Here is a 17,669-nt window from a genome sequence, read left to right on the forward strand (position 1 = left end):
TTAAGCGACCTTGAGGTCGCTCCAGGCGCGCTCGACGATGTCCTTCACCGGCTTGGCGACGTCTTCGGCGCCGCGCGTTGACACGGTCTGCACGTCCTTCACCTGGTTGACGGCCAGCTCGACCTGCTTGCGCAGATAAGAGGTCTGCAGCTCGGCAAAGTCGGAGATTGATTTCACGCCAAGAAGGGCTTCCAGATGCGAGAAGGTCAGTTCAGTGCTGGCGCGCATGGCGGCAATGGACTTCAAGGACAGCTCGCTCGAAACGGCGCGGGCGTTCTCGAACGAGGCTTCGAAAGCCTTCTGAGCACCATCGGTGCCCTGCTTGATGCGGGCGAAAGCTTCCTTCGACTGTTCAACGCCCTTTTCCGCAAAAGTGCGGAACTGGTCGGTGGCTCGGTTTGCTTCGAAGGTGGCGAATTCTACGTTTTCAGCGGTATTGCGGGCAGCCTCGGACATGACGCTCTCCTTGGAACGGTTAGATCTTCATCGACTTCACTGAATTCCGGTGCCACTTTTTTGTGTGGCCTGTGCCTTATCCTATAGCACTGCTTATTGTGCATTGCAACATAATTGCTGCGCCGCATTAATACCGGCCCGTGAGCAGCATTAACCAACACGGCAATTGCCTGGGGTCAGCGTGCCTGGGCTGTGGATTTCGCGGCGATCCGTCTTTATTAATAAAGCGTTAAGGAACCTTCGCGCAGAGCGCCTTATGGATCAGCTTTATTCTTTCATCGATGTGGTGGCGCTTGAGCCTGTGCGCGGCGGCTTTGCGGCCGGCGAAGCGCTGGTGATTTTCAGCCGCTCGATGGAAGAGGTCATCTGGACGAATGGTCCGGGTGCGGCAGCGCTTGGTTTCCACGGAATAGAAGCGGCGATCGGCGCTGACAATCCCCTGCCGGCTCTCGCGCGTCGCCAGATCGCGGCAACGCCCGGTTATCCCCAGATCGGGCAGAACAAGGCGGTGTCGATCCGCCTGAACGGGCTTTTGACCACGCGGCTGACTCAGCTGCTGATCAGCGAAGTGACCCTGCCGGACGGCGAACAAGCGCTGCTGGTGGCCTTTCCCGATGGGCTGGGCCGCTCGGGCAAAGGCGCATCGTTGCAGAACGCCGTGTCCGGCTTCGGCACACAGGGCCAGTTCGTGGCTATGCTGGATGCGGAGGGCGCCGTTCTGGCAGCCACGCCTGGTTTCGAGCAGGCCGGCATCGAACAAAGCGCGCTGGTCGAGTTTGCAGAGGCCGCTAACCAGACCTCCAAGCATGTCGCCAAGCGGCGGCTGCGCGGCGGCTCGGGCCTGTTTCCGGCGGGGCTGGCGCGTGTCGCTGACGATCCCGCGCTGTATTTTCTGATCGTCATCGGTGAGGCTGATCCGGTTGCGCCGGGTCTTGGCGATCAGCAGGATGAACCAGCGGCGGCTTCGACCGACACTGTGCCGGAGGCGCAAGACACTGCGCCGGCTCCCGAAGTCGTCCCCAACCCGGCACCGCCGGTTCGTTTCGTGTGGCGGACGGATGCCGACGGGCGCTTTGCCGCGCTTTCTGATCCGTTTCTTCGTGCGCTCGGCATCCGCGCCGAAACGGTGATCGGCAGAGCGTTCCGCGATGTGGCTGCCGATCTCGGCTTCGATGCCGATGGCGAAATCACTGGCCTTTTGGAACGGCGCGATACGTGGTCGGGGCGTTCCGTGCTGTGGCCGCTGGTTGATGGGTCCTTGCGTATTCCCGTCGATCTGGCCGCTTTGCCGATCTATGATCGCGACCGGCGGTTCGAAGGTTTTCGCGGCTTTGGCGTGGCGCGTCTGGGCGATGCCGTTGCTGCGCTTGAGCCGGCAGAAGTCGCGTTTGCTGCGGCCGTGGCTGATGTCGATCCGTTGATCGAGAACGAGACGCTGGGTCAACCCGGGCAGACGGACGCTCCCGTTGTTGAAGCTGAGGCGCCCACTCCTGCGGCTCCCGATCAGGCAATGACCCCTGAAACCGCCGACCAGAAGATCGTGCCTCTGGCCGCCCATCGCCAGGCACTCGCAGAGCGCGTCGCGCTCAGCACAAGCGAACGCAGCGCGTTCCGCGAGATCGGTCATCGTCTGAAGGCTGCGGACACATCCGCCGAGGCGAGCATGGATCAGCCTGCGCAGCCGTTGGTGGAAGAACCGGTTGCTGCCGCTTCGACACAGGCGCCAGTTGATGTGGTCGAGACGCAAGTTGCCGACACGACTGCCGCTTATCAAGACGACGATTTGCCGACGCTGGAAGCTGGTAACGGCTCGGACGTGGCGACCGGCGATGAAGAAGCGCTGGAAGCACCCGTCGAGGCACAGCCTGCCGCGCTTGAAGCAGCACCGGCGGAATCGCAGGAAGAGCCGGTTGAACGCGCATCCGAACTAGAGCCCGTTCCTTCCACTTATGACGCCGCAGATGACGAGGACCTGATTGCCCGCGCGGCAATCGAAGGCGGAAGCCGTGGCCGGGCGGTTCGCGCTGATCTGCTTGAGCAGGACGCGGAACAAGCGGTTGCTAGCGGCCCCGACGAGGCCTTGCCGTCGTCGGTGGATGACTCTGGCTCGTTGACGTTTGATGACGCCGGCACGTTGGAAGAGCCCGAGCAGGAGGCGAACGAGGCTCCTCTGGTAACGTCCGAAGCGGAGATTGAAGCCGAGGCAGAGGTTGAGCGAGACACCGGGGCTGACCTTGCCGTAGAGGCCGAAGTCGAGGAAGTGGAAGCGCCTCAGCCGGAAGCACCGGCTTTCGTCGGCATTGAGCCTCTGCCCGCCGATGCCCCGTCGGCCCTTGAGGATGAAACCGAGGATCAACAGGAACCGGTTTCGGAGGATCTTGGCGACGAAGCCTTCTTCACGGAAGAAGCTTCTGCTGGCGATGAGGCCAGTGACACCATCGACACCTTCGCCCCACCCTCGCCCGGCGCTGCCGAGATCGAGCTGGTGGAAGCGCTGCCGATCCCGCTGATCATCCATGCTGGCGACCGGCTGGACTTCGCCAATCGCGAGTTCTTCGCGCTCACCGGCTACGGCTCGCTTGAAGCCATCGCGGAAGCCGGCGGGTTGGAAGCGCTGTTTGTCGGTGCGGCCGATGGCGAGGATGGCTGCCGCTGCCAGGTCCTGCGCACGAAGGATGGCGACGAGATTCCCGTGCAGGCGCATCTGCAATCCGTGCCTTGGGGCGGCGGCAAGTCGCTGATGCTGACCTTGCGGCGCGCCGAAATCGCGGCAACACTTGCGCCGGAAGAAGCGTCTGCCGAGCCGGAGCGCCCGAGCAATGTCACGCATCTGCCCTTCGCCCATCCCGCCCGCTCAGTCGAGCCGGCATCGGTGGCCGATCCTGCCGTTGTCGAGGAACTCGCCCGCACCCGCGCGCTGCTCGAAGAAATGCGTGCCATCGTGGATACCGCGACCGATGGCGTCATCCTGATCGACCGTCAGGCTGATATCCGCAGCATCAGCCATCCGGCCGAAGCGTTGTTCGGCTTCGATTCCGCCAGCGTCGAAGGCACGCCCTTTACGTCGCTGTTTGCCATCGAAAGCCAGCGCGCGGTAAAGGATTATCTTCTCGGCCTCACCGACAACGGCGTGGCAAGCGTGCTGAATGACGGGCGCGAGGTGATCGGGCGCGAGGCGCAAGGCCGCTTCATCCCGCTCTTCATCACGATCGGCCGACTGCCCGGCGACAGCGGCTTCTGCGCCGTGGTTCGCGAAATCACGCAATGGAAGCGCGCGGAGGAAGAACTCACCCATGCCCGCGCCGAGGCTGAGCGCGTGTCGTCGCAGAAAAGCGATTTCCTGGCCCGCGTCAGCCACGAGATCCGCACGCCGCTTAACGCGATCATCGGCTTTTCCGAGCTGATGATGGAAGAGCGCTTCGGCTCGATCGGCAATGAGCGCTATCGCGATTATCTGCGCGACATCAACCGCTCCGGCAATCATGTGCTCGACCTCGTCAACGATCTCCTGGATATCTCCAAGATCGAGGCCGGCGAGCAGGAACTGTCTTATGTCGCGGTGTCGCTGAACGACGCGCTGTCGGAAGCAGTGGCGATCATGCAGCCGCAGGCCAATCGCGAGCGCGTCATCATCCGCTCAAGCTTTGCCTCCCGCCTACCCGACGTGGTGGCCGATCTGCGCAGCGTGCGCCAGATCGCGTTGAACCTTCTGTCCAACGCCGTGCGCTACACGCAAGCGGGCGGACAGGTCATCGTGTCGACGGTGTATGAAACCTCGGGCGAGGTGATCCTGCGCATCCGCGACACGGGTGTCGGCATGTCCAGCGCCGAAATCGACCAGGCACTCAAGCCGTTCAAGCAGCTCAACGCACTTAAACGCGCGCGCGGCGACGGCACCGGGCTCGGTCTGCCGCTTACCAAGGCGATGGTGGAAGCCAACCGCGCACGATTCGTCATCAATTCGCGGCCGGGCGACGGCACGCTGGTGGAAGTTACCTTCCCGTCCACACGCGTGCTTGCTGACTAAAGCAGTTCCAGCAAAAGTGCGAAGCGGTTTTGCGTCGGGACACTGCGTCTGAAGAAAGCGCCCATAAAGAAAAAGCGCCCGAAGGCGCTTGGAATTGGAATGAGGCTGTCACGAAGAGAGGCTTGAATGTCCGAAGGAATTTCGGGCAATGGATCGCTCCATCAAGTCACGCACACTATTTGCCAATACCTCTTAACAAGACCTTAACAGGTTGCATTTTTGTTTACCGATCGGAACCACCTCTAAAAAGGTGGTAAACGTCGCGATCAGATCTTGTTAACCCTCACCCAGCCAGTTCCGCCCGGTCCTTGAACAGGTCCAGCGCTTCGGGATTGGCGAGCGCTTCCTTGTTGCGCACGGGGTCGCCATGCACGACCTGGCGCACCGCAAGCTCCACGATCTTGCCGGACTTGGTGCGTGGAATGTCGCTGACTTCCACAACCCTGGCGGGCACATGGCGCGGCGTAGCGCCCGTCCGGACCTTGGCCTTGATGCGCTGTTCGAGCTCGGCGTCCAGCGTCACGCCTTCCGCCAGCCGCACGAACAGCACGACGCGCACATCATTATCCCAGTTCTGGCCAATGCACAGCGCTTCCAGCACTTCCGGCATCTGCTCGACCACGTTGTAGATTTCCGCCGTACCGATGCGCACGCCGCCTGGGTTCAGCGTTGCGTCCGAACGGCCGTGGATGATCATCCCGCCATGTTCGGTGATCTCGGCGAAGTCGCCATGGCACCAGACATTGGGGAAGCGATCGAAATAGGCGTCGTGATACTTCTTGCCGCCCGCATCGCCCCAGAACATTACGGGCATGGACGGAAACGGCTTGCTGCAAACCAGCTCGCCCTTTTGGCTCTGGATCGGCTTGCCGTCATCGTCCCAGACATCCACGGCCATGCCGAGCCCCGGCCCCTGCAGTTCGCCCGTCCAGACAGGCTTTGTCGGCACGCCCAGCACAAAGCAGGCGCAGAGATCAGTGCCGCCCGACTTGGAAGCCAGATGCACATCCTTCTTGATCCCGGAATAAACGAAGTCGAACCCTTCCGGCGACAAGGGTGAGCCGGTTGAGGCAAGGGTACGCAGTGCCGAAAGATCATGCGTCTCGATCGGCCGCAGACCCGCCTTGCGCACGGCATCGATGTACTTGGCCGAGGTGCCGAAATAGGCAAGCTTTTCGCCCTCGGCCAGGTCGAACATCGCCTTCTCGTCAGGATAAAAGGGCGAGCCGTCATACAGGATCAGCGTCGCGCCGGTGGCGAGCCCCGTCGCCAGCCAGTTCCACATCATCCAGCCGCAGGTCGTGAACTGGAAGAAGCGGTCGCCAGCTTGAACGCCGCCATGCAGCTGATGCTCCTTCAGATGCTGCAACAGGATGCCGCCGGCGCCATGTACGATGCATTTCGGGATGCCGGTCGTGCCCGATGAAAACAGGATGTAGAGCGGCTGCGCGAACGGAAGGCGCTCGAAACGCACCGGCTTGGCGGCATATTCCGCGAGCGCCGCTTCGAACGGCTCGGCATTGGGGATGGACTCGGCCAGATCACCCGCGCCGCCGAGATAATCGACGATCAGCACCTTGCGCACGGTCGGCAGCTGGGCCGCGATCGCCGTCACCTTTTCGCCGACGTCGTTCCTTTTGCCGTTGTACCAATAGCCATCCGGCGCCACGAAGATCACGGGTTCGATCTGGCCGAAGCGGTCGAGCACGCCCTGCACGCCGAAATCGGGCGAGCAGGAAGAAAAGATCGCGCCGATCGAGCTTGCCGCCAGCATCACGGCGATGGTTTCCGGCATGTTCGGCATCATGGCCGCCACGCGGTCGCCGGTCTTCACGCCCTGCGCTTCCATCAGCTGCTGCAGCCGCGAGACCAGCGCATGCAGCTCGTCCCAGCTCAGACGGCGCTCGACCTTGTTCTCGCCGTGGAAACAGATCGCCTCACCCGCTCCTGTTTGGCGCAGCAGGTTCTCGGCATAGTTCAGTTTGGCATCGGGAAAGAAGCGCGCGCCCGGCATCTTGTCGCCGTCCACCAACACCCGCTCGCCCGGCTCGCCCACCACGCCGGTAAAGTCCCAAAGCAGCCGCCAGAAACCTTCCGGCTCCTCGATCGACCAGCGATGCAGGGCCTCAAAATCGGGAATGTCACGGTGGGTGCGGGCAGCCGCTTCGGCCATGAAGCGGGTCATGGGATGATGCTCGACGCGCTCGCGCGACGGCGTCCACAGCGGCTGCGATCCTGCCATTCGTCTTCCTCCCCTGAATGAGCAGCGTTGTTATGCAACGCCGCTTCCATGGCGGCAAGAAGCGTGATGCGGGCCATCAGCGCCTTCATGAACAAGACTTCACGCAGCGCCTGCTTGAAAAGCCCGTAATCTCCTTTACACCGCACCTGAGATCATAAGCATGCCTACAGTCTCGGCATGTCAGTTTCCCAAGAGGCACGATGCCCAAACCTTCGCTCCGCAAAACGCTTTGGACGGTGCTTGTCATCGCCGTGCTTGCGGGCGTGGTTGTGCTGGCCATGCCGTTTGCCGCGTCCAATCATCTGGTGCGCGATCGGATAGCGCAGGAACTCGGCGCTTGGAGCGGCATGCGGGTGGAAGTCGGCTCGCGCCCGGAGATCGAGGTCTGGCCGAGCCTGCGCGCCGTGCTGCATGATGTTCGCTTCATCGACTGGGATGCCGATGGCCAGCCGGTGCTGCGAGCCGAGCGCATCGAAATGGAAATGTCGGCCTGGGATGCGCTGCGCGGCGACATCACCTTCGACCAGTTGCGGCTGGTGCACCCCGTTCTGCGCGTGGCGCCCGTCGCACCCGCCATCTACCTGCCGGCCGCGCCGCGCGGCGGTCGCATCGTCAGGGCGATTGAGGCTGCGCGCCAGGCGCTGAAAGCCAATCCGGAAGCGCCCGATCTCAGCAGGTTGCCGGACGACGATCTCGGCACGATCGAGTTCGTGGACGCAAGCGTGCTCGCGGAGGACCCGGCCGGCGAACGCGAGATCGCTTCGGGGCTGACCGGCTCGCTGAACTGGCCCTCGCTCAATCGCGGCGGGGCATTGCGCGCGCAAGGTCTGTGGCGTGGCGAAACCGTGTCGCTGGAACTGGCGTCCGGCCAGCCGCTGATCCATCTGGCCGGCGGCACCACCGAGCTTCGCGCCGCCCTGCGTTCGCTGCCTATGACAGCCTCGTTCGATGGCACTGCTGGCCTTTCGGCCGAAGCGCTGGTGACCGGCACCTTGCAGCTTTCCACGCCTTCGGCCAGCCGGGCCGCCAGTTGGCTGCAGGTCGAGCTGGCGTCCGACATGGCGCCCGGCGCGCTGGAATTTTCCGGCCAGCTGTCCGGTTCGGCGGAGCGGCTTAAGTTCACGAGCGCCTCGCTCATTCTCGACGGCAATACGGGGATCGGCGGCTTCGATGTGTCGTTCGAGGACGATGTGCCCGCCATTTCCGGCACTCTGGCTTTTGACGTGCTGGATCTGCCGACCATGCTCGGCGTGTTCTCGCCGCTCCTGCCGCAGATGCAGACAGGAGGAGCCGAGCCTTCCGCCTATATCAACCGGATGAAGCTCGATCTGCGCTTGTCGGCCTCGACCGCGCGCGCCGGACCGGTTTCCTTAAGCGAAATCGCCGCCACCGCGCAGGTGCGGCCTGGCTTGGCCGTGCTCGATATTTCCGACTCCACGGCCTTCGGCGGCACCTTGCAGGCCGGCATCCGGGCCTCGCGCCAACCCGGTGCTGAAGTGGTCGACCTTCGCCTGCTGGCGTCCGATTTCGACGGTGCGGCGGCAGGCGACGCGCTGGGGCTGCAAGCCTTGTTGCCGGCTTCGCGCGGCACGCTGTCCCTGACGCTCAAAGGCACGGGCGAGACCTGGGAGCGCGTTCTTGAAAGTGCCGACGGCACCTTCTCGGCGGGCTTCGCGCGCGGCACGCTGCGCAGCTTCAACCTCGACCAGTTTCTGGCTCGGCTCAACGATGGCGGCTTCTTCGCCTTGAAGGATGTGTCCGGCGGCTCGCTGGCCATCGAGGGCGTTCAGGCCAAGGCCACGATGGATGATGGCGTGGCGCGCGTCACGCAAGCCACGGTGGACACGATCGACCGCCGCATCGTGATGGAAGGCATCGTGCCTTATGTCGGCGGTCTTGCCCTGAGCGGCGACGTCAGGCTGGTTCCGCCGCCATCCTCGACAACACCGGACCCGCTGCAAAAAGGCGTGACGCAGCAGACGCCGCTGGCGAGCTTCTTCGTCGGTGGCGCCTGGAACGCGCCGTTCATCTCCTCGATGACGATGCGCCCGCCATTGGAATAGATCAGGTGCGCTGCGCGGCCTGCTCGTCGCGCCGACGCTGCACTTCGCGTCGCTTGTTCACCACCGAGGCAATCAGCACGCCGGTTGCCACGATGGCGATCAGGATCGTGCAGATCGCGTTGATTTCAGGCGTCACGCCGAGCCGCACCTGGCTGTAGATCTTCATCGGCAGCGTGGTGGCGCCCGGACCCGAGGTAAAGCTTGCAATCACCAGATCATCCAGCGACAGAGTGAAAGCCAGCATCCAGCCGGAAATGATGGCCGGCGCGATCACCGGCAAGGTGATGGCGAAGAAGGTCTTCACCGGCGTCGCACCCAGATCCATTGCCGCTTCTTCCAGAGAGCGGTCGAAGGTCAGAAGGCGCGACTGCACGACGACAGCCACGAAGCACATGGAAAAGGTGATGTGCGCCAGCGTCACCGTCATCATGCCGCGATCCACGCCAAGCGCCACGAACAGAAGCAGCAGTGACAGGCCGGTAATGACTTCCGGCATCACCAGCGGCGCGAACACCATGCCGGAAAACAGCAGCCGGCCGCGAAAGCGGGTGTAGCGGGTGAGCGCAAGCGCTGCCATCGTACCCAGCACGGTGGCAGCCGTGGCTGAAACGAGGCCGACCCGCAGCGTGACCCAAGCGGCATCGAGCAGCGCCTGGTTGTGCCACAGGGTGACATACCACTGCGTGGAAAACCCGGCCCACACCGTGACGAGCCGCGACGCGTTGAAGGAATAGATGATCAGCAGCACGATCGGCAGGTAAAGGAAGGCAAAGCCCGCCGTGACCGACGCGATGTTGAACCGGCTCCAGCCGCCCCCGTTCATCGGCCTTGCTCCTGCGTCTTTGCCTGCGCCTGCTGGAAGATCATGATCGGGATGACGAGCAGCAGGAGCAGGATTACCGCGACCGCGGATGCAACGGGCCAATCGCGGTTCGAGAAGAACTCGTTCCACAGCGTGCGGCCGATCATCAGCGTTTGCGAGCCGCCAAGCAGGTCAGGGATCACGAACTCACCGACCGCGGGAATGAACACCAGCATGCAGCCGGCGATGACGCCGGGGCGCGACAGCGGAAACGTCACCTTCCAGAACGCGCCGGTCGGTGTGCAGCCGAGGTCTTGGGCCGCTTCCACAAGGGAATGATCCATCTTTTCCAGCGCCGCATAAAGCGGCAGCACCATGAACGGCAGATAGGAATAGACGATGCCGATGAAGATCGCCGTATGCGTGTTCAGGATCACCAGCGGCGTGTCGATGACGCCGGTCCAAAGGAGAAACTGGTTGAGGAGGCCTTCGGGCTTGAGGATGCCGATCCAGGCGTAAACGCGGATCAGGAAGCTCGTCCAGAACGGCAGGATGACGAGCATCACCAGCGTCGGCCGGATCGTCGTCGGCGCCCGCGCCATTCCGTAGGCCATGGGATAGCCGACCAGCAAAGTCAGCACCGTCGAGATGGCCGCGATGACGACGCTCGATACATAGGCCTTGAAGTACAGCGCGTCTTCGGTGAGCCAGAGATAGTTGTCGAAGGAGAAGCTGCTGAGTTTGCTCAAGAAGCCCGTCAACCCATCGAAAGTAGGCTGATAAGGCGGCATTGCGGTTGCCGTTTCCGACAGCGAAATCTTTGCCACGATCAGAAACGGAACGAGAAAGAAGACCAGCAGCCAGAGATAGGGAACGATGATGACGAGCTTACCGGACAGACCGCGCAGGAATCCGTGCATGCCGCTGCTTGTCGCGGCGGGCGGCGGGGTTGCGGGGTCGGCTCCGGGTGCAAAAGACTGGGTCATCGGGCCGCCTCAGCGCGTCAGCACGATGCCGGCATCCGGCTTGAAGGAGATCCAGGCGCGGTCGCCCCAGGTCAGCGGATCCTCGGCCAGACGATTGCTGTTGATCACCGTTGCCTTGACGATGCGGCCGTCATCCAGCTTCACATTGTAGTTGGTGACGTCGCCGAGATAGGCGATGTCGAAGATCTCACCCTGAGCTGAATTCACTCCAGTTTCTTCCGGTTTTTTGGAAGAAACCCGGATCTTTTCCGGCCGAACTGCGTAGTTTACTCCGGCTTTTCGCTCAGAATTTCCGGGATTGACCGTCCGAATAAGCAGGTCTGGACCGATCTGGATGTCCGCCGACGTTTCATCACGGCGTGTCACCTCGCCCTCAAACAGGTTCATGCTGCCTACGAAATTGGCGACGAAACGCGAGCCGGGCGCTTCGTAGATTTCCTGCGGCGTCGCCACCTGCATGACCTCGCCTTTGTCGAGAATGGCAATCCGGTCGGCCATGGTCATGGCCTCTTCCTGATCATGGGTCACCACAACAAAGGTCAGGCCAAGATCCTGCTGCAGGTCCATCAGCTCGAACTGCGTTTCTTCGCGCAGCTTCTTGTCCAAGGCGCCAAGTGGTTCATCCAGAAGGAGAACCTTCGGCCGCTTGGCCACCGAGCGCGCTAGGGCGACGCGCTGGCGCTGGCCGCCTGACAACTGATGCGGCTTGCGCTTGGCGAACTGTTCGAGCTTCACGAGCTTCAGCATTTCGGCGACGCGCTTGGCGATATCGGCCGACGCCATGCCTTCCTGCTTGAGGCCGAAGGCGATATTCTTTTCCACCGTCATATGCGGAAACAGCGCATAGGACTGGAACATCATGTTTACGGGACGCTTGTGCGGCGGCACCCCGCGCAGATCCTGCCCGTCCAACAGGATGCGGCCCGAGGTCGGTTCATCGAAGCCCGCCAGCATGCGCAAAAGCGTGGACTTGCCGCAGCCCGAAGCGCCAAGCAGCGCGTAGAATTCGCGCTCATAGATGGTCAGCGACAGGTTGTTGACGGCGGTGAAGTCACCGAACTGCTTGGTGACGTTCTCGAACTGAATGTAAGGCTTTGCGGCCGGGTCTGTCCACGGCGAGAAGTTGCGGCGGATACTGTTCAGCGACTTAACGGCCATGCACGTCCTACTTTCCCGGCACGACAGCGCCGGACAGCATGGCTGAGGTCAGCGACCCCAGCCGGTTGCCCTTTATTTCGCTCCGGAGCGACAAGATCGCCGCGCCGGACGCTTGTTTTTACTGACCCGTGACGATCGCGGTCCAGGCACGCGTCACGAGACGCTGGGCGCGCGGATCGTAGGGCTGCACCGTGAACAGCTTGGCCAGCATGGCTTCGTCCGGATAGATCGCCTTGTCGTTCAGGATCTCGGCATCCAGCATGGGCTGCGACGCCTTGTTGCCGTTGGCGTAGAAGACGTAGTTCGATGCCTTGGCCGCAATCTCCGGCTTCATCATGAAGTTGATGAATGCATGGGCTTCTTCGACATGCTTGGCATCGGCCGGGATCGCCATCTGGTCGAACCACATTTCCGCGCCCTCATTGGGGATTACGTAATTGATCTCGACGCCCTGCTTGGCTTCCGCAGCACGGTCGCGCGCCTGGAACAGATCGCCGGAGAAGCCGACCGCCAGACAGATGTCGCCATTGGCCAGCGCGTTGATCAGTTCCGAGGAATGGAACTTGCGGATCGAAGGACGGACCGACATCATCACTTCTTGCGCCTTGGCGATGTCGTCGCTGTTGGTGGAGTCCGGTGCCAGGCCCAGATAGTTCAGCACCGTCGGCAAGACATCGGTCGGCGAATCCAGGAAATACACGCCGCAGCTTGCCAGCTTGGAAATCATTTCCGGCTTGAACACGACGTCCCAGCTGTCGATCTGGTCCGTGCCGAGGGCGGCCTTGATCTTCTCGACATTGTAGCCGATGCCGGTGGTGCCCCACATGTAGCTGACGGAATATTCGTTGCCGGGATCGAAGGCCGCGACACGCTGTTCCACCACATCCCACATGTTGGCGAGGTTGGGCAGCTTGGTCTTGTCGAGCTTCTGGTAAACGCCGGACTGGATCTGGCGGGCGAGGAAGGGGCTGGCGGTCGGCACCACCACATCATAGCCGCTGCCGCCAGCCAGAAGCTTGGTTTCCAGGATCTCGTTGGAATCATAGACGTCGTAAACGACCTTGATGCCCGTTTCCTTGGTGAACTCTTCGATGATCGAGGAATCGATATAGTCCGACCAGTTGTAAACGTTGACCACCCGTTCCTGGGCGCCGGCCGGCACAGTGAAAAGAATGGCGGCAGCCGCGAGCCAGAGGGTTTTGTGCATCATAATTCTCCAATTCCTTCCGCGTGTACGCGCTTTATTCCAAGGATCTGTCAAACGAAGCCTATTGGCGTTTGCCGGGAGCGGCAAGCGGCAATCGCGGTGTTTGCGCCCGTTTCACGAAACCTTCGCATTCCCCATCAGTTTGGCGTTTGCACACCTGTGACGCCCGGCTTGGCAGGACGCATCGGTCGGCGGAACTGCAGGCCGATATGCGTGAGGAGAGCGGCGAAAACGATCGCGCCACCGATCAGGGTGCGTCCCGAAGGCACTTCAGCGTGAACAAGCCAGACCCAGATCGGTCCCAGCACGGTTTCCAGCGTTCCGAGCAGGGCGGCAAGGGCCGCCGGCACCAGCCGCGCGCCTGACGCAAACAGCGACAGGCCGAGACCCAGATTGAGCGCGCCGAAAGCAAACAGGAAGGCGAAATCGTGCGGTGATACCGCCAGACTGGACACCTGCATTGCCGCAAAGATGCCCGCAAAGGCGGTGCCAAGACAGGTCGCCGGTGTCATGCGGACACTGGCGTATCGGCGCGTCACCACGGTGGCGATGGCGAACACGATCGCATTGAGCAGCGCAACCGCATTCCCGATCAACGACACCTCGCCCCCGAGACCATCCGACACCATCACGCCCACGCCGAGGATGACCGCCGCGATGGCGATCCAGGTCGGTAGCGATACGCGCTCTCGATACACCATCCATCCGATCAGCGCCGCCAGCAAGGGCACGCCGGCATTGATGAGCAGGACATTGGCGATTGTGGTGTAGGCAACTGCGATCACGAAACAGGAGCTTGCGACGGCAAAGCAAAGCGCGACCACGACACCGGGCACGCCCATCGCATGAAACAAGCGCAGCGTTCCGCGCAGACCATCGCGCCATATCATGAAGCCGAGCAGGAAAAGCGTTGCCCAAAGCGAGCGCCAGACCACGATCGCCCAGCTATCCGGCGTTTCCACAAAGCGCACGAGCGTTCCGCCGAAGCTCCAGAACAGCGCGGACAGGAAGATCAAGAGGACGCCCGAGCGCTCATCGAGCGACATGGCAGGGGCGTCATGAAAAGCGCGGTCAGTCATGGCCGGCAGCGTCGCTTTATTGGAGTGCGGGATAGAGATCGGGGCGCGGGAGCGATCCAGCGTTCTGCTTTTTACTCACCGCATCAACATCCCGCTTTCGAGGCAACGACATTGATGCTGAATGACGCGACCTTGGACGGGGCTTGTAGGAGTGTTATCTTACCAGCCAACAGGAGACGTGCGATGAACGAGCGCCTGAAGCAAGCCGGAGAATGGATATGAACCAGATCCTGCGTGATGCTGTTCGTGAAGCCGAGGGCTTATCGGACGATGAGCAGGAAGAACTCGGCCGCGCGCTCAAGAGGCTGATGCTTCGCAAGCAGATCGATGGCGAATTGGCGGCAGCCGAGAAACGAGGCGGTCGTACGTCACACGACGACTTCATGGCAGAGCTGAAACAACGCTATGGCTAAGGTCTTCTGGCTGGACGAAGCCAGAGACAATGTGCGCGATCTGTTCGATTATCTGTTGCAGCACAATCCGCAGGCTGCCGAGCGCTACATCGACGCGCTTATCGAAATAGGGGAACAGCTGCAATTGTTTCCGAAGCGGGCGCGGGTGTATTCCGGCGACATCCGCGTCCTTCCATTCCGCAACCATCTGATCTTCTACCGCGTGATCGAGGAAGAGGATGAAGTCGAGATCCTGCGTGTTCGGGACGGCCGCCAACAGGTCGAAGATCTTCTGGATCCGGATACGGACTGACCCTCACTGAAAATCGAACGCGCTCAAGCCTGTCACCATCTCGTCCAACCCCAATGGCCGTGTGATCGGCGGTTCGGCGCGGGACAGGCAGCCGATACGTTCGCAGAGGCGGCAGGCGGGGCCGATCAGGACGCGGGTTTCGGAGCGCTTCGGGTCATTGGCGGGCAGGACATCGGCATAGATCACGGCATCGCGATGCTCGATATCGCAGCCGAGAAGGATTGCGGTGCGGCGCGGGCGTTCGGTGAAGGCGCCTTGCGGCCCCTCCAGCGTGCGGGCGATCACCAGGAAAGTCGCACCATCCGGCATTTCGGCGGCTTCGGCCAGGATCTGGCCGGGCTGCGCGAAGGCCGCATGAACCGGCAGTTTCGGGCAGCCACCGCCGAAGCGCGCATGCGGGAAGCCAATCGCGCCCGCCCGCCGGAACCGGGTGCCGGCATGATCGACTTCCATCATGAAGAACGGCACTCCCTCCCCGCCCCCTCGCGCCAGCGCGGTCAGCCGATTGGCCGCCTGTTCGAAGGACACACCAAAGCGCGAGCGCAAAACGTCGACGTCGTAACGCGCGCGTTTGGCGGCGGTGAGGAACGGGCCGTAGGGCATCATCAGCGCATGGGCGAGGTAACGTGCCAGATCGAAGCGCGCGATGCGTTTGGCTTCGTCGGAGCCGAGCTTCAGCGCCTGCACTTCGGCTGCGATCGCCACCTGCGCGCGGATCAAACAGGCTTCGATAGCGATCTCGCGCAACTGATCGAAGGGCGAGAGCCGCTCGGAGATAAACAGGCGCTGCGAATGGCGATCATAGCGACGGCGCCAGTTCGGCATGGTGGCGACCGGCAGGATCTTCACCACAATGCCATGCTCGCGTTGCAGCCAGCTTCTCAGGGCAGCACCGAGTTCATCGCCGGGCTGCAACAGCCGCGTAAAGGCTTCGGCTTCCTCTTCCAAAGCCGGAAAGTGGTTGGGCCTACGCTCCAGCACCTCGCGCACGGCGTCAATCGGCAGGCGCGTCGAAGCAAGAGCCGTGCTGTGGCCTTCGCGCGCCAGCATGTCTGAGAGGTCCGACAGCCGCTCCGCTTGTTCGCGATAGGCGCGGTAAAGCTTGATCATGCCGGCGCCGACATTGGGCGCGGCCTGCGCCACCTCCAGCAGCTCCTGTTCGCCCGGCAGTTCTCCGGCCAGCAGCGGATCGGCGAAGACTTCGCGCAGCGCGACCAGCGGCGCGTCGTCATGGCTCAACGCATGGATGTCGATCTTGTAGGCAGCGGCGAGCTTGATCAGCAGTTGCACCGTCAGCGGGCGCTGATTGCGTTCGATCAGGTTGAGATAAGATGGCGAGATGCCAAGCGCCTCGGCCATCGCCGATTGCGTTAGGCCGCGGTCGATCCGGATGCGGCGGATGCGTGGCCCTGCGAATATCTTGCGGTCGCTCATCACACTGCCTGACTCGATATTTACAAGATTTACATCACGACATTCCAGCGCCGTCAACGGTGTGACAGCCGCACCCGATTGTTCCGCGCAAAAGGCTGCTTTTCCTAGCTCTGCGCTCCTCCTGCTGCCACATCAAACCAGTGGCGCACGCCATCAGCCATTGTGTCAAAGCTGCTTGGGAGATATCCGATGACCGATTTTTACAACCTCGTTCCTTCCGCTCCTCAAGGCCGGTTCGACGGTGTGGAACGCCCTTATTCGGCCGCGGATGTGAAGCGCCTGCGCGGGTCGGTTGAGATCAGCTACAGCCTGGCCGAGAACGGCGCGAACCGCTTGTGGAAGCTCATCCACGAGGAGGACTTCGTCAACGCGCTCGGCGCGCTGTCGGGCAATCAGGCCATGCAGATGGTGCGCGCCGGCCTGAAGGCGATCTACCTGTCGGGCTGGCAGGTCGCGGCCGATGCCAACACGGCTTCCGCCATGTATCCCGACCAGTCGCTTTATCCGGCCAATGCTGCCCCCGAACTCGCCAAGCGCATCAACCGCACGCTGCAGCGCGCCGACCAGATCGAAACCGCGGAGGGCAAGGGCCTGTCGGTCGACACTTGGTTCGCGCCGATCGTGGCCGATGCTGAAGCCGGCTTCGGCGGACCGCTCAATGCCTTCGAGATCATGAAGGCCTTTATCGAGGCGGGTGCTGCCGGCGTTCATTTTGAGGACCAGCTCGCATCGGAAAAGAAGTGCGGCCATCTCGGCGGCAAGGTGCTGATCCCGACCCAAGCGCATATCCGCAACCTTACCGCAGCTAGACTTGCCGCCGATGTCATGGGCGTGCCGACGCTGATCGTTGCCCGCACCGATGCCGAGGCCGCCAAGTTGCTGACGTCCGACATCGACGAGCGCGATCAGCCTTTCGTCGATCACGACAAAGGCCGCACCGTCGAGGGCTTCTATAACGTCAAGAACGGCATCGAGCCCTGCATTGCCCGCGCAATCGCCTATGCGCCCTATTGCGACCTGATCTGGATGGAAACGGGCAAGCCGGATCTCGAACAGGCGCGCCGCTTCGCTGAGGCCGTGCAGAAGGAACATCCGGGCAAGCTGCTCGCCTATAACTGCTCGCCCTCGTTCAACTGGAAGAAGAACCTGGACGACGCAACCATCGCCAAGTTCCAGCGCGAGCTCGGCGCAATGGGTTATAAATTTCAGTTCATTACCCTCGCTGGGTTCCACCAGTTGAACTACGGCATGTTCGAACTGGCGCGCGGCTACAAGGACCGCCAGATGGCAGCCTATTCCGAGCTGCAGGAAGCGGAGTTCGCGGCGGAAGCCAATGGCTACACCGCAACCAAGCATCAGCGCGAGGTGGGCACCGGCTATTTCGACGCCGTGTCGCTGGCGATCACGGGCGGCCAGTCCTCCACCACCGCGATGAACGACTCCACCGAACATGAACAGTTCCGCCCAGCAGCGGAGTAGCTCAACGCCTAGTGTAAATCGTTTGAAACAG

General features: G+C 62.2%; 13 protein-coding genes. 5 read left to right on the forward strand and 8 right to left on the reverse strand.

The genetic code is table 11. The features are described 5' to 3' along the window. Complete coding sequence (locus IE166_RS09875; protein ID WP_189503425.1) at nucleotides 1-456, reverse strand: phasin; 456 nt, start codon at nucleotides 454-456, stop codon at nucleotides 1-3. Nucleotides 457-712: 256 nt separating this feature from the next. On the opposite strand from IE166_RS09875, the gene IE166_RS09880 reads away from it, so the two are divergent. After that, complete coding sequence (locus IE166_RS09880) at nucleotides 713-4,483, forward strand: PAS domain S-box protein (protein WP_189503426.1); 3,771 nt, start codon at nucleotides 713-715, stop codon at nucleotides 4,481-4,483. 283 nt (nucleotides 4,484-4,766) lie between these two features. Here IE166_RS09880 and IE166_RS09885 read toward each other — a convergent pair whose 3' ends face one another. Then, nucleotides 4,767-6,725 (reverse strand): acetoacetate--CoA ligase, encoded by a 1,959-nt coding sequence (locus IE166_RS09885; RefSeq protein WP_189503427.1) that lies wholly within the window; start codon nucleotides 6,723-6,725, stop codon nucleotides 4,767-4,769. A gap of 200 nt (nucleotides 6,726-6,925) precedes the next feature. Here IE166_RS09885 and IE166_RS09890 point away from each other — a divergent pair, with 200 nt between their 5' ends. Further along, a complete protein-coding gene (locus IE166_RS09890) occupies nucleotides 6,926-8,788 on the forward strand; it encodes an AsmA family protein (protein ID WP_189503428.1) in 1,863 nt (620 codons plus the stop codon). Between the two features lies 1 nt (nucleotide 8,789). On the opposite strand, the gene IE166_RS09895 is transcribed toward IE166_RS09890, so the two are convergent. From IE166_RS09895 to IE166_RS09915, 5 genes are all read right to left on the reverse strand, one after another. Next, nucleotides 8,790-9,611 carry an ABC transporter permease subunit gene (locus IE166_RS09895; protein WP_189503429.1) on the reverse strand — a complete coding sequence of 274 codons (822 nt, stop codon included), beginning with the start codon at nucleotides 9,609-9,611 and terminating at the stop codon, nucleotides 8,790-8,792. Then, nucleotides 9,608-10,510, reverse strand: a complete 903-nt coding sequence (locus IE166_RS09900) for an ABC transporter permease subunit (protein WP_244641498.1) — start codon at nucleotides 10,508-10,510, stop codon at nucleotides 9,608-9,610. The genes IE166_RS09895 and IE166_RS09900 overlap by 4 nt, the downstream gene beginning before the upstream one ends. Before the next feature lie 75 nt (nucleotides 10,511-10,585). Continuing rightward, nucleotides 10,586-11,734, reverse strand: coding sequence for an ABC transporter ATP-binding protein (locus IE166_RS09905; RefSeq protein ID WP_189503431.1), 1,149 nt, complete (start codon nucleotides 11,732-11,734; stop codon nucleotides 10,586-10,588). Nucleotides 11,735-11,852: 118 nt separating this feature from the next. Next, nucleotides 11,853-12,944, reverse strand: a complete 1,092-nt coding sequence (locus IE166_RS09910; RefSeq protein WP_189503432.1) for a polyamine ABC transporter substrate-binding protein — start codon at nucleotides 12,942-12,944, stop codon at nucleotides 11,853-11,855. A 134-nt stretch (nucleotides 12,945-13,078) separates the two neighbouring features. Next, a complete protein-coding gene (locus tag IE166_RS09915; RefSeq protein ID WP_189503433.1) occupies nucleotides 13,079-14,020 on the reverse strand; it encodes a DMT family transporter in 942 nt (313 codons plus the stop codon). A gap of 218 nt (nucleotides 14,021-14,238) precedes the next feature. Between IE166_RS09915 and IE166_RS09920 the strand changes: the two genes are divergently transcribed. Together IE166_RS09920 and IE166_RS09925 are read left to right on the forward strand one after the other, a co-directional pair. Continuing rightward, the gene (locus IE166_RS09920) at nucleotides 14,239-14,433 is read left to right on the forward strand and encodes a hypothetical protein (protein ID WP_189503434.1); all 195 of its coding nucleotides are present in this window, start codon (nucleotides 14,239-14,241) and stop codon (nucleotides 14,431-14,433) included. Further along, nucleotides 14,426-14,725 (forward strand): type II toxin-antitoxin system RelE/ParE family toxin, encoded by a 300-nt coding sequence (locus tag IE166_RS09925; RefSeq protein ID WP_189503435.1) that lies wholly within the window; start codon nucleotides 14,426-14,428, stop codon nucleotides 14,723-14,725. The genes IE166_RS09920 and IE166_RS09925 overlap by 8 nt, the downstream gene beginning before the upstream one ends. 3 nt (nucleotides 14,726-14,728) lie before the next feature. Here IE166_RS09925 and IE166_RS09930 read toward each other — a convergent pair whose 3' ends face one another. Next, nucleotides 14,729-16,159, reverse strand: a complete 1,431-nt coding sequence (locus IE166_RS09930) for a helix-turn-helix domain-containing protein (protein ID WP_189503436.1) — start codon at nucleotides 16,157-16,159, stop codon at nucleotides 14,729-14,731. A 189-nt stretch (nucleotides 16,160-16,348) separates the two neighbouring features. Between IE166_RS09930 and aceA the strand changes: the two genes are divergently transcribed. Beyond that, a complete protein-coding gene (gene aceA / locus IE166_RS09935; RefSeq protein WP_189503437.1) occupies nucleotides 16,349-17,638 on the forward strand; it encodes an isocitrate lyase in 1,290 nt (429 codons plus the stop codon). The last annotated feature ends 31 nt before the right edge of the window (nucleotides 17,639-17,669 follow it).

Origin of the sequence: Tianweitania populi (genome assembly GCF_014652875.1) — a bacterium.
GTDB lineage: Bacteria > Pseudomonadota > Alphaproteobacteria > Rhizobiales > Rhizobiaceae > Tianweitania > Tianweitania populi.

What these genes read in the sequence shown, in the direction of transcription:
- IE166_RS09875 (WP_189503425.1), bottom strand. Translation starts at nt 456, where the DNA reads ATGTCCGAGGCTGCCCGCAATACCGCTGAAAACGTAGAATTCGCCACC.
- IE166_RS09880 (WP_189503426.1), top strand. Translation starts at nt 713, where the DNA reads ATGGATCAGCTTTATTCTTTCATCGATGTGGTGGCGCTTGAGCCTGTG.
- IE166_RS09885 (WP_189503427.1), bottom strand. Translation starts at nt 6,725, where the DNA reads ATGGCAGGATCGCAGCCGCTGTGGACGCCGTCGCGCGAGCGCGTCGAG.
- IE166_RS09890 (WP_189503428.1), top strand. Translation starts at nt 6,926, where the DNA reads ATGCCCAAACCTTCGCTCCGCAAAACGCTTTGGACGGTGCTTGTCATC.
- IE166_RS09895 (WP_189503429.1), bottom strand. Translation starts at nt 9,611, where the DNA reads ATGAACGGGGGCGGCTGGAGCCGGTTCAACATCGCGTCGGTCACGGCG.
- IE166_RS09900 (WP_244641498.1), bottom strand. Translation starts at nt 10,510, where the DNA reads ATGCACGGATTCCTGCGCGGTCTGTCCGGTAAGCTCGTCATCATCGTT.
- IE166_RS09905 (WP_189503431.1), bottom strand. Translation starts at nt 11,734, where the DNA reads ATGGCCGTTAAGTCGCTGAACAGTATCCGCCGCAACTTCTCGCCGTGG.
- IE166_RS09910 (WP_189503432.1), bottom strand. Translation starts at nt 12,944, where the DNA reads ATGATGCACAAAACCCTCTGGCTCGCGGCTGCCGCCATTCTTTTCACT.
- IE166_RS09915 (WP_189503433.1), bottom strand. Translation starts at nt 14,020, where the DNA reads ATGACTGACCGCGCTTTTCATGACGCCCCTGCCATGTCGCTCGATGAG.
- IE166_RS09920 (WP_189503434.1), top strand. Translation starts at nt 14,239, where the DNA reads ATGAACCAGATCCTGCGTGATGCTGTTCGTGAAGCCGAGGGCTTATCG.
- IE166_RS09925 (WP_189503435.1), top strand. Translation starts at nt 14,426, where the DNA reads ATGGCTAAGGTCTTCTGGCTGGACGAAGCCAGAGACAATGTGCGCGAT.
- IE166_RS09930 (WP_189503436.1), bottom strand. Translation starts at nt 16,159, where the DNA reads ATGAGCGACCGCAAGATATTCGCAGGGCCACGCATCCGCCGCATCCGG.
- aceA (WP_189503437.1), top strand. Translation starts at nt 16,349, where the DNA reads ATGACCGATTTTTACAACCTCGTTCCTTCCGCTCCTCAAGGCCGGTTC.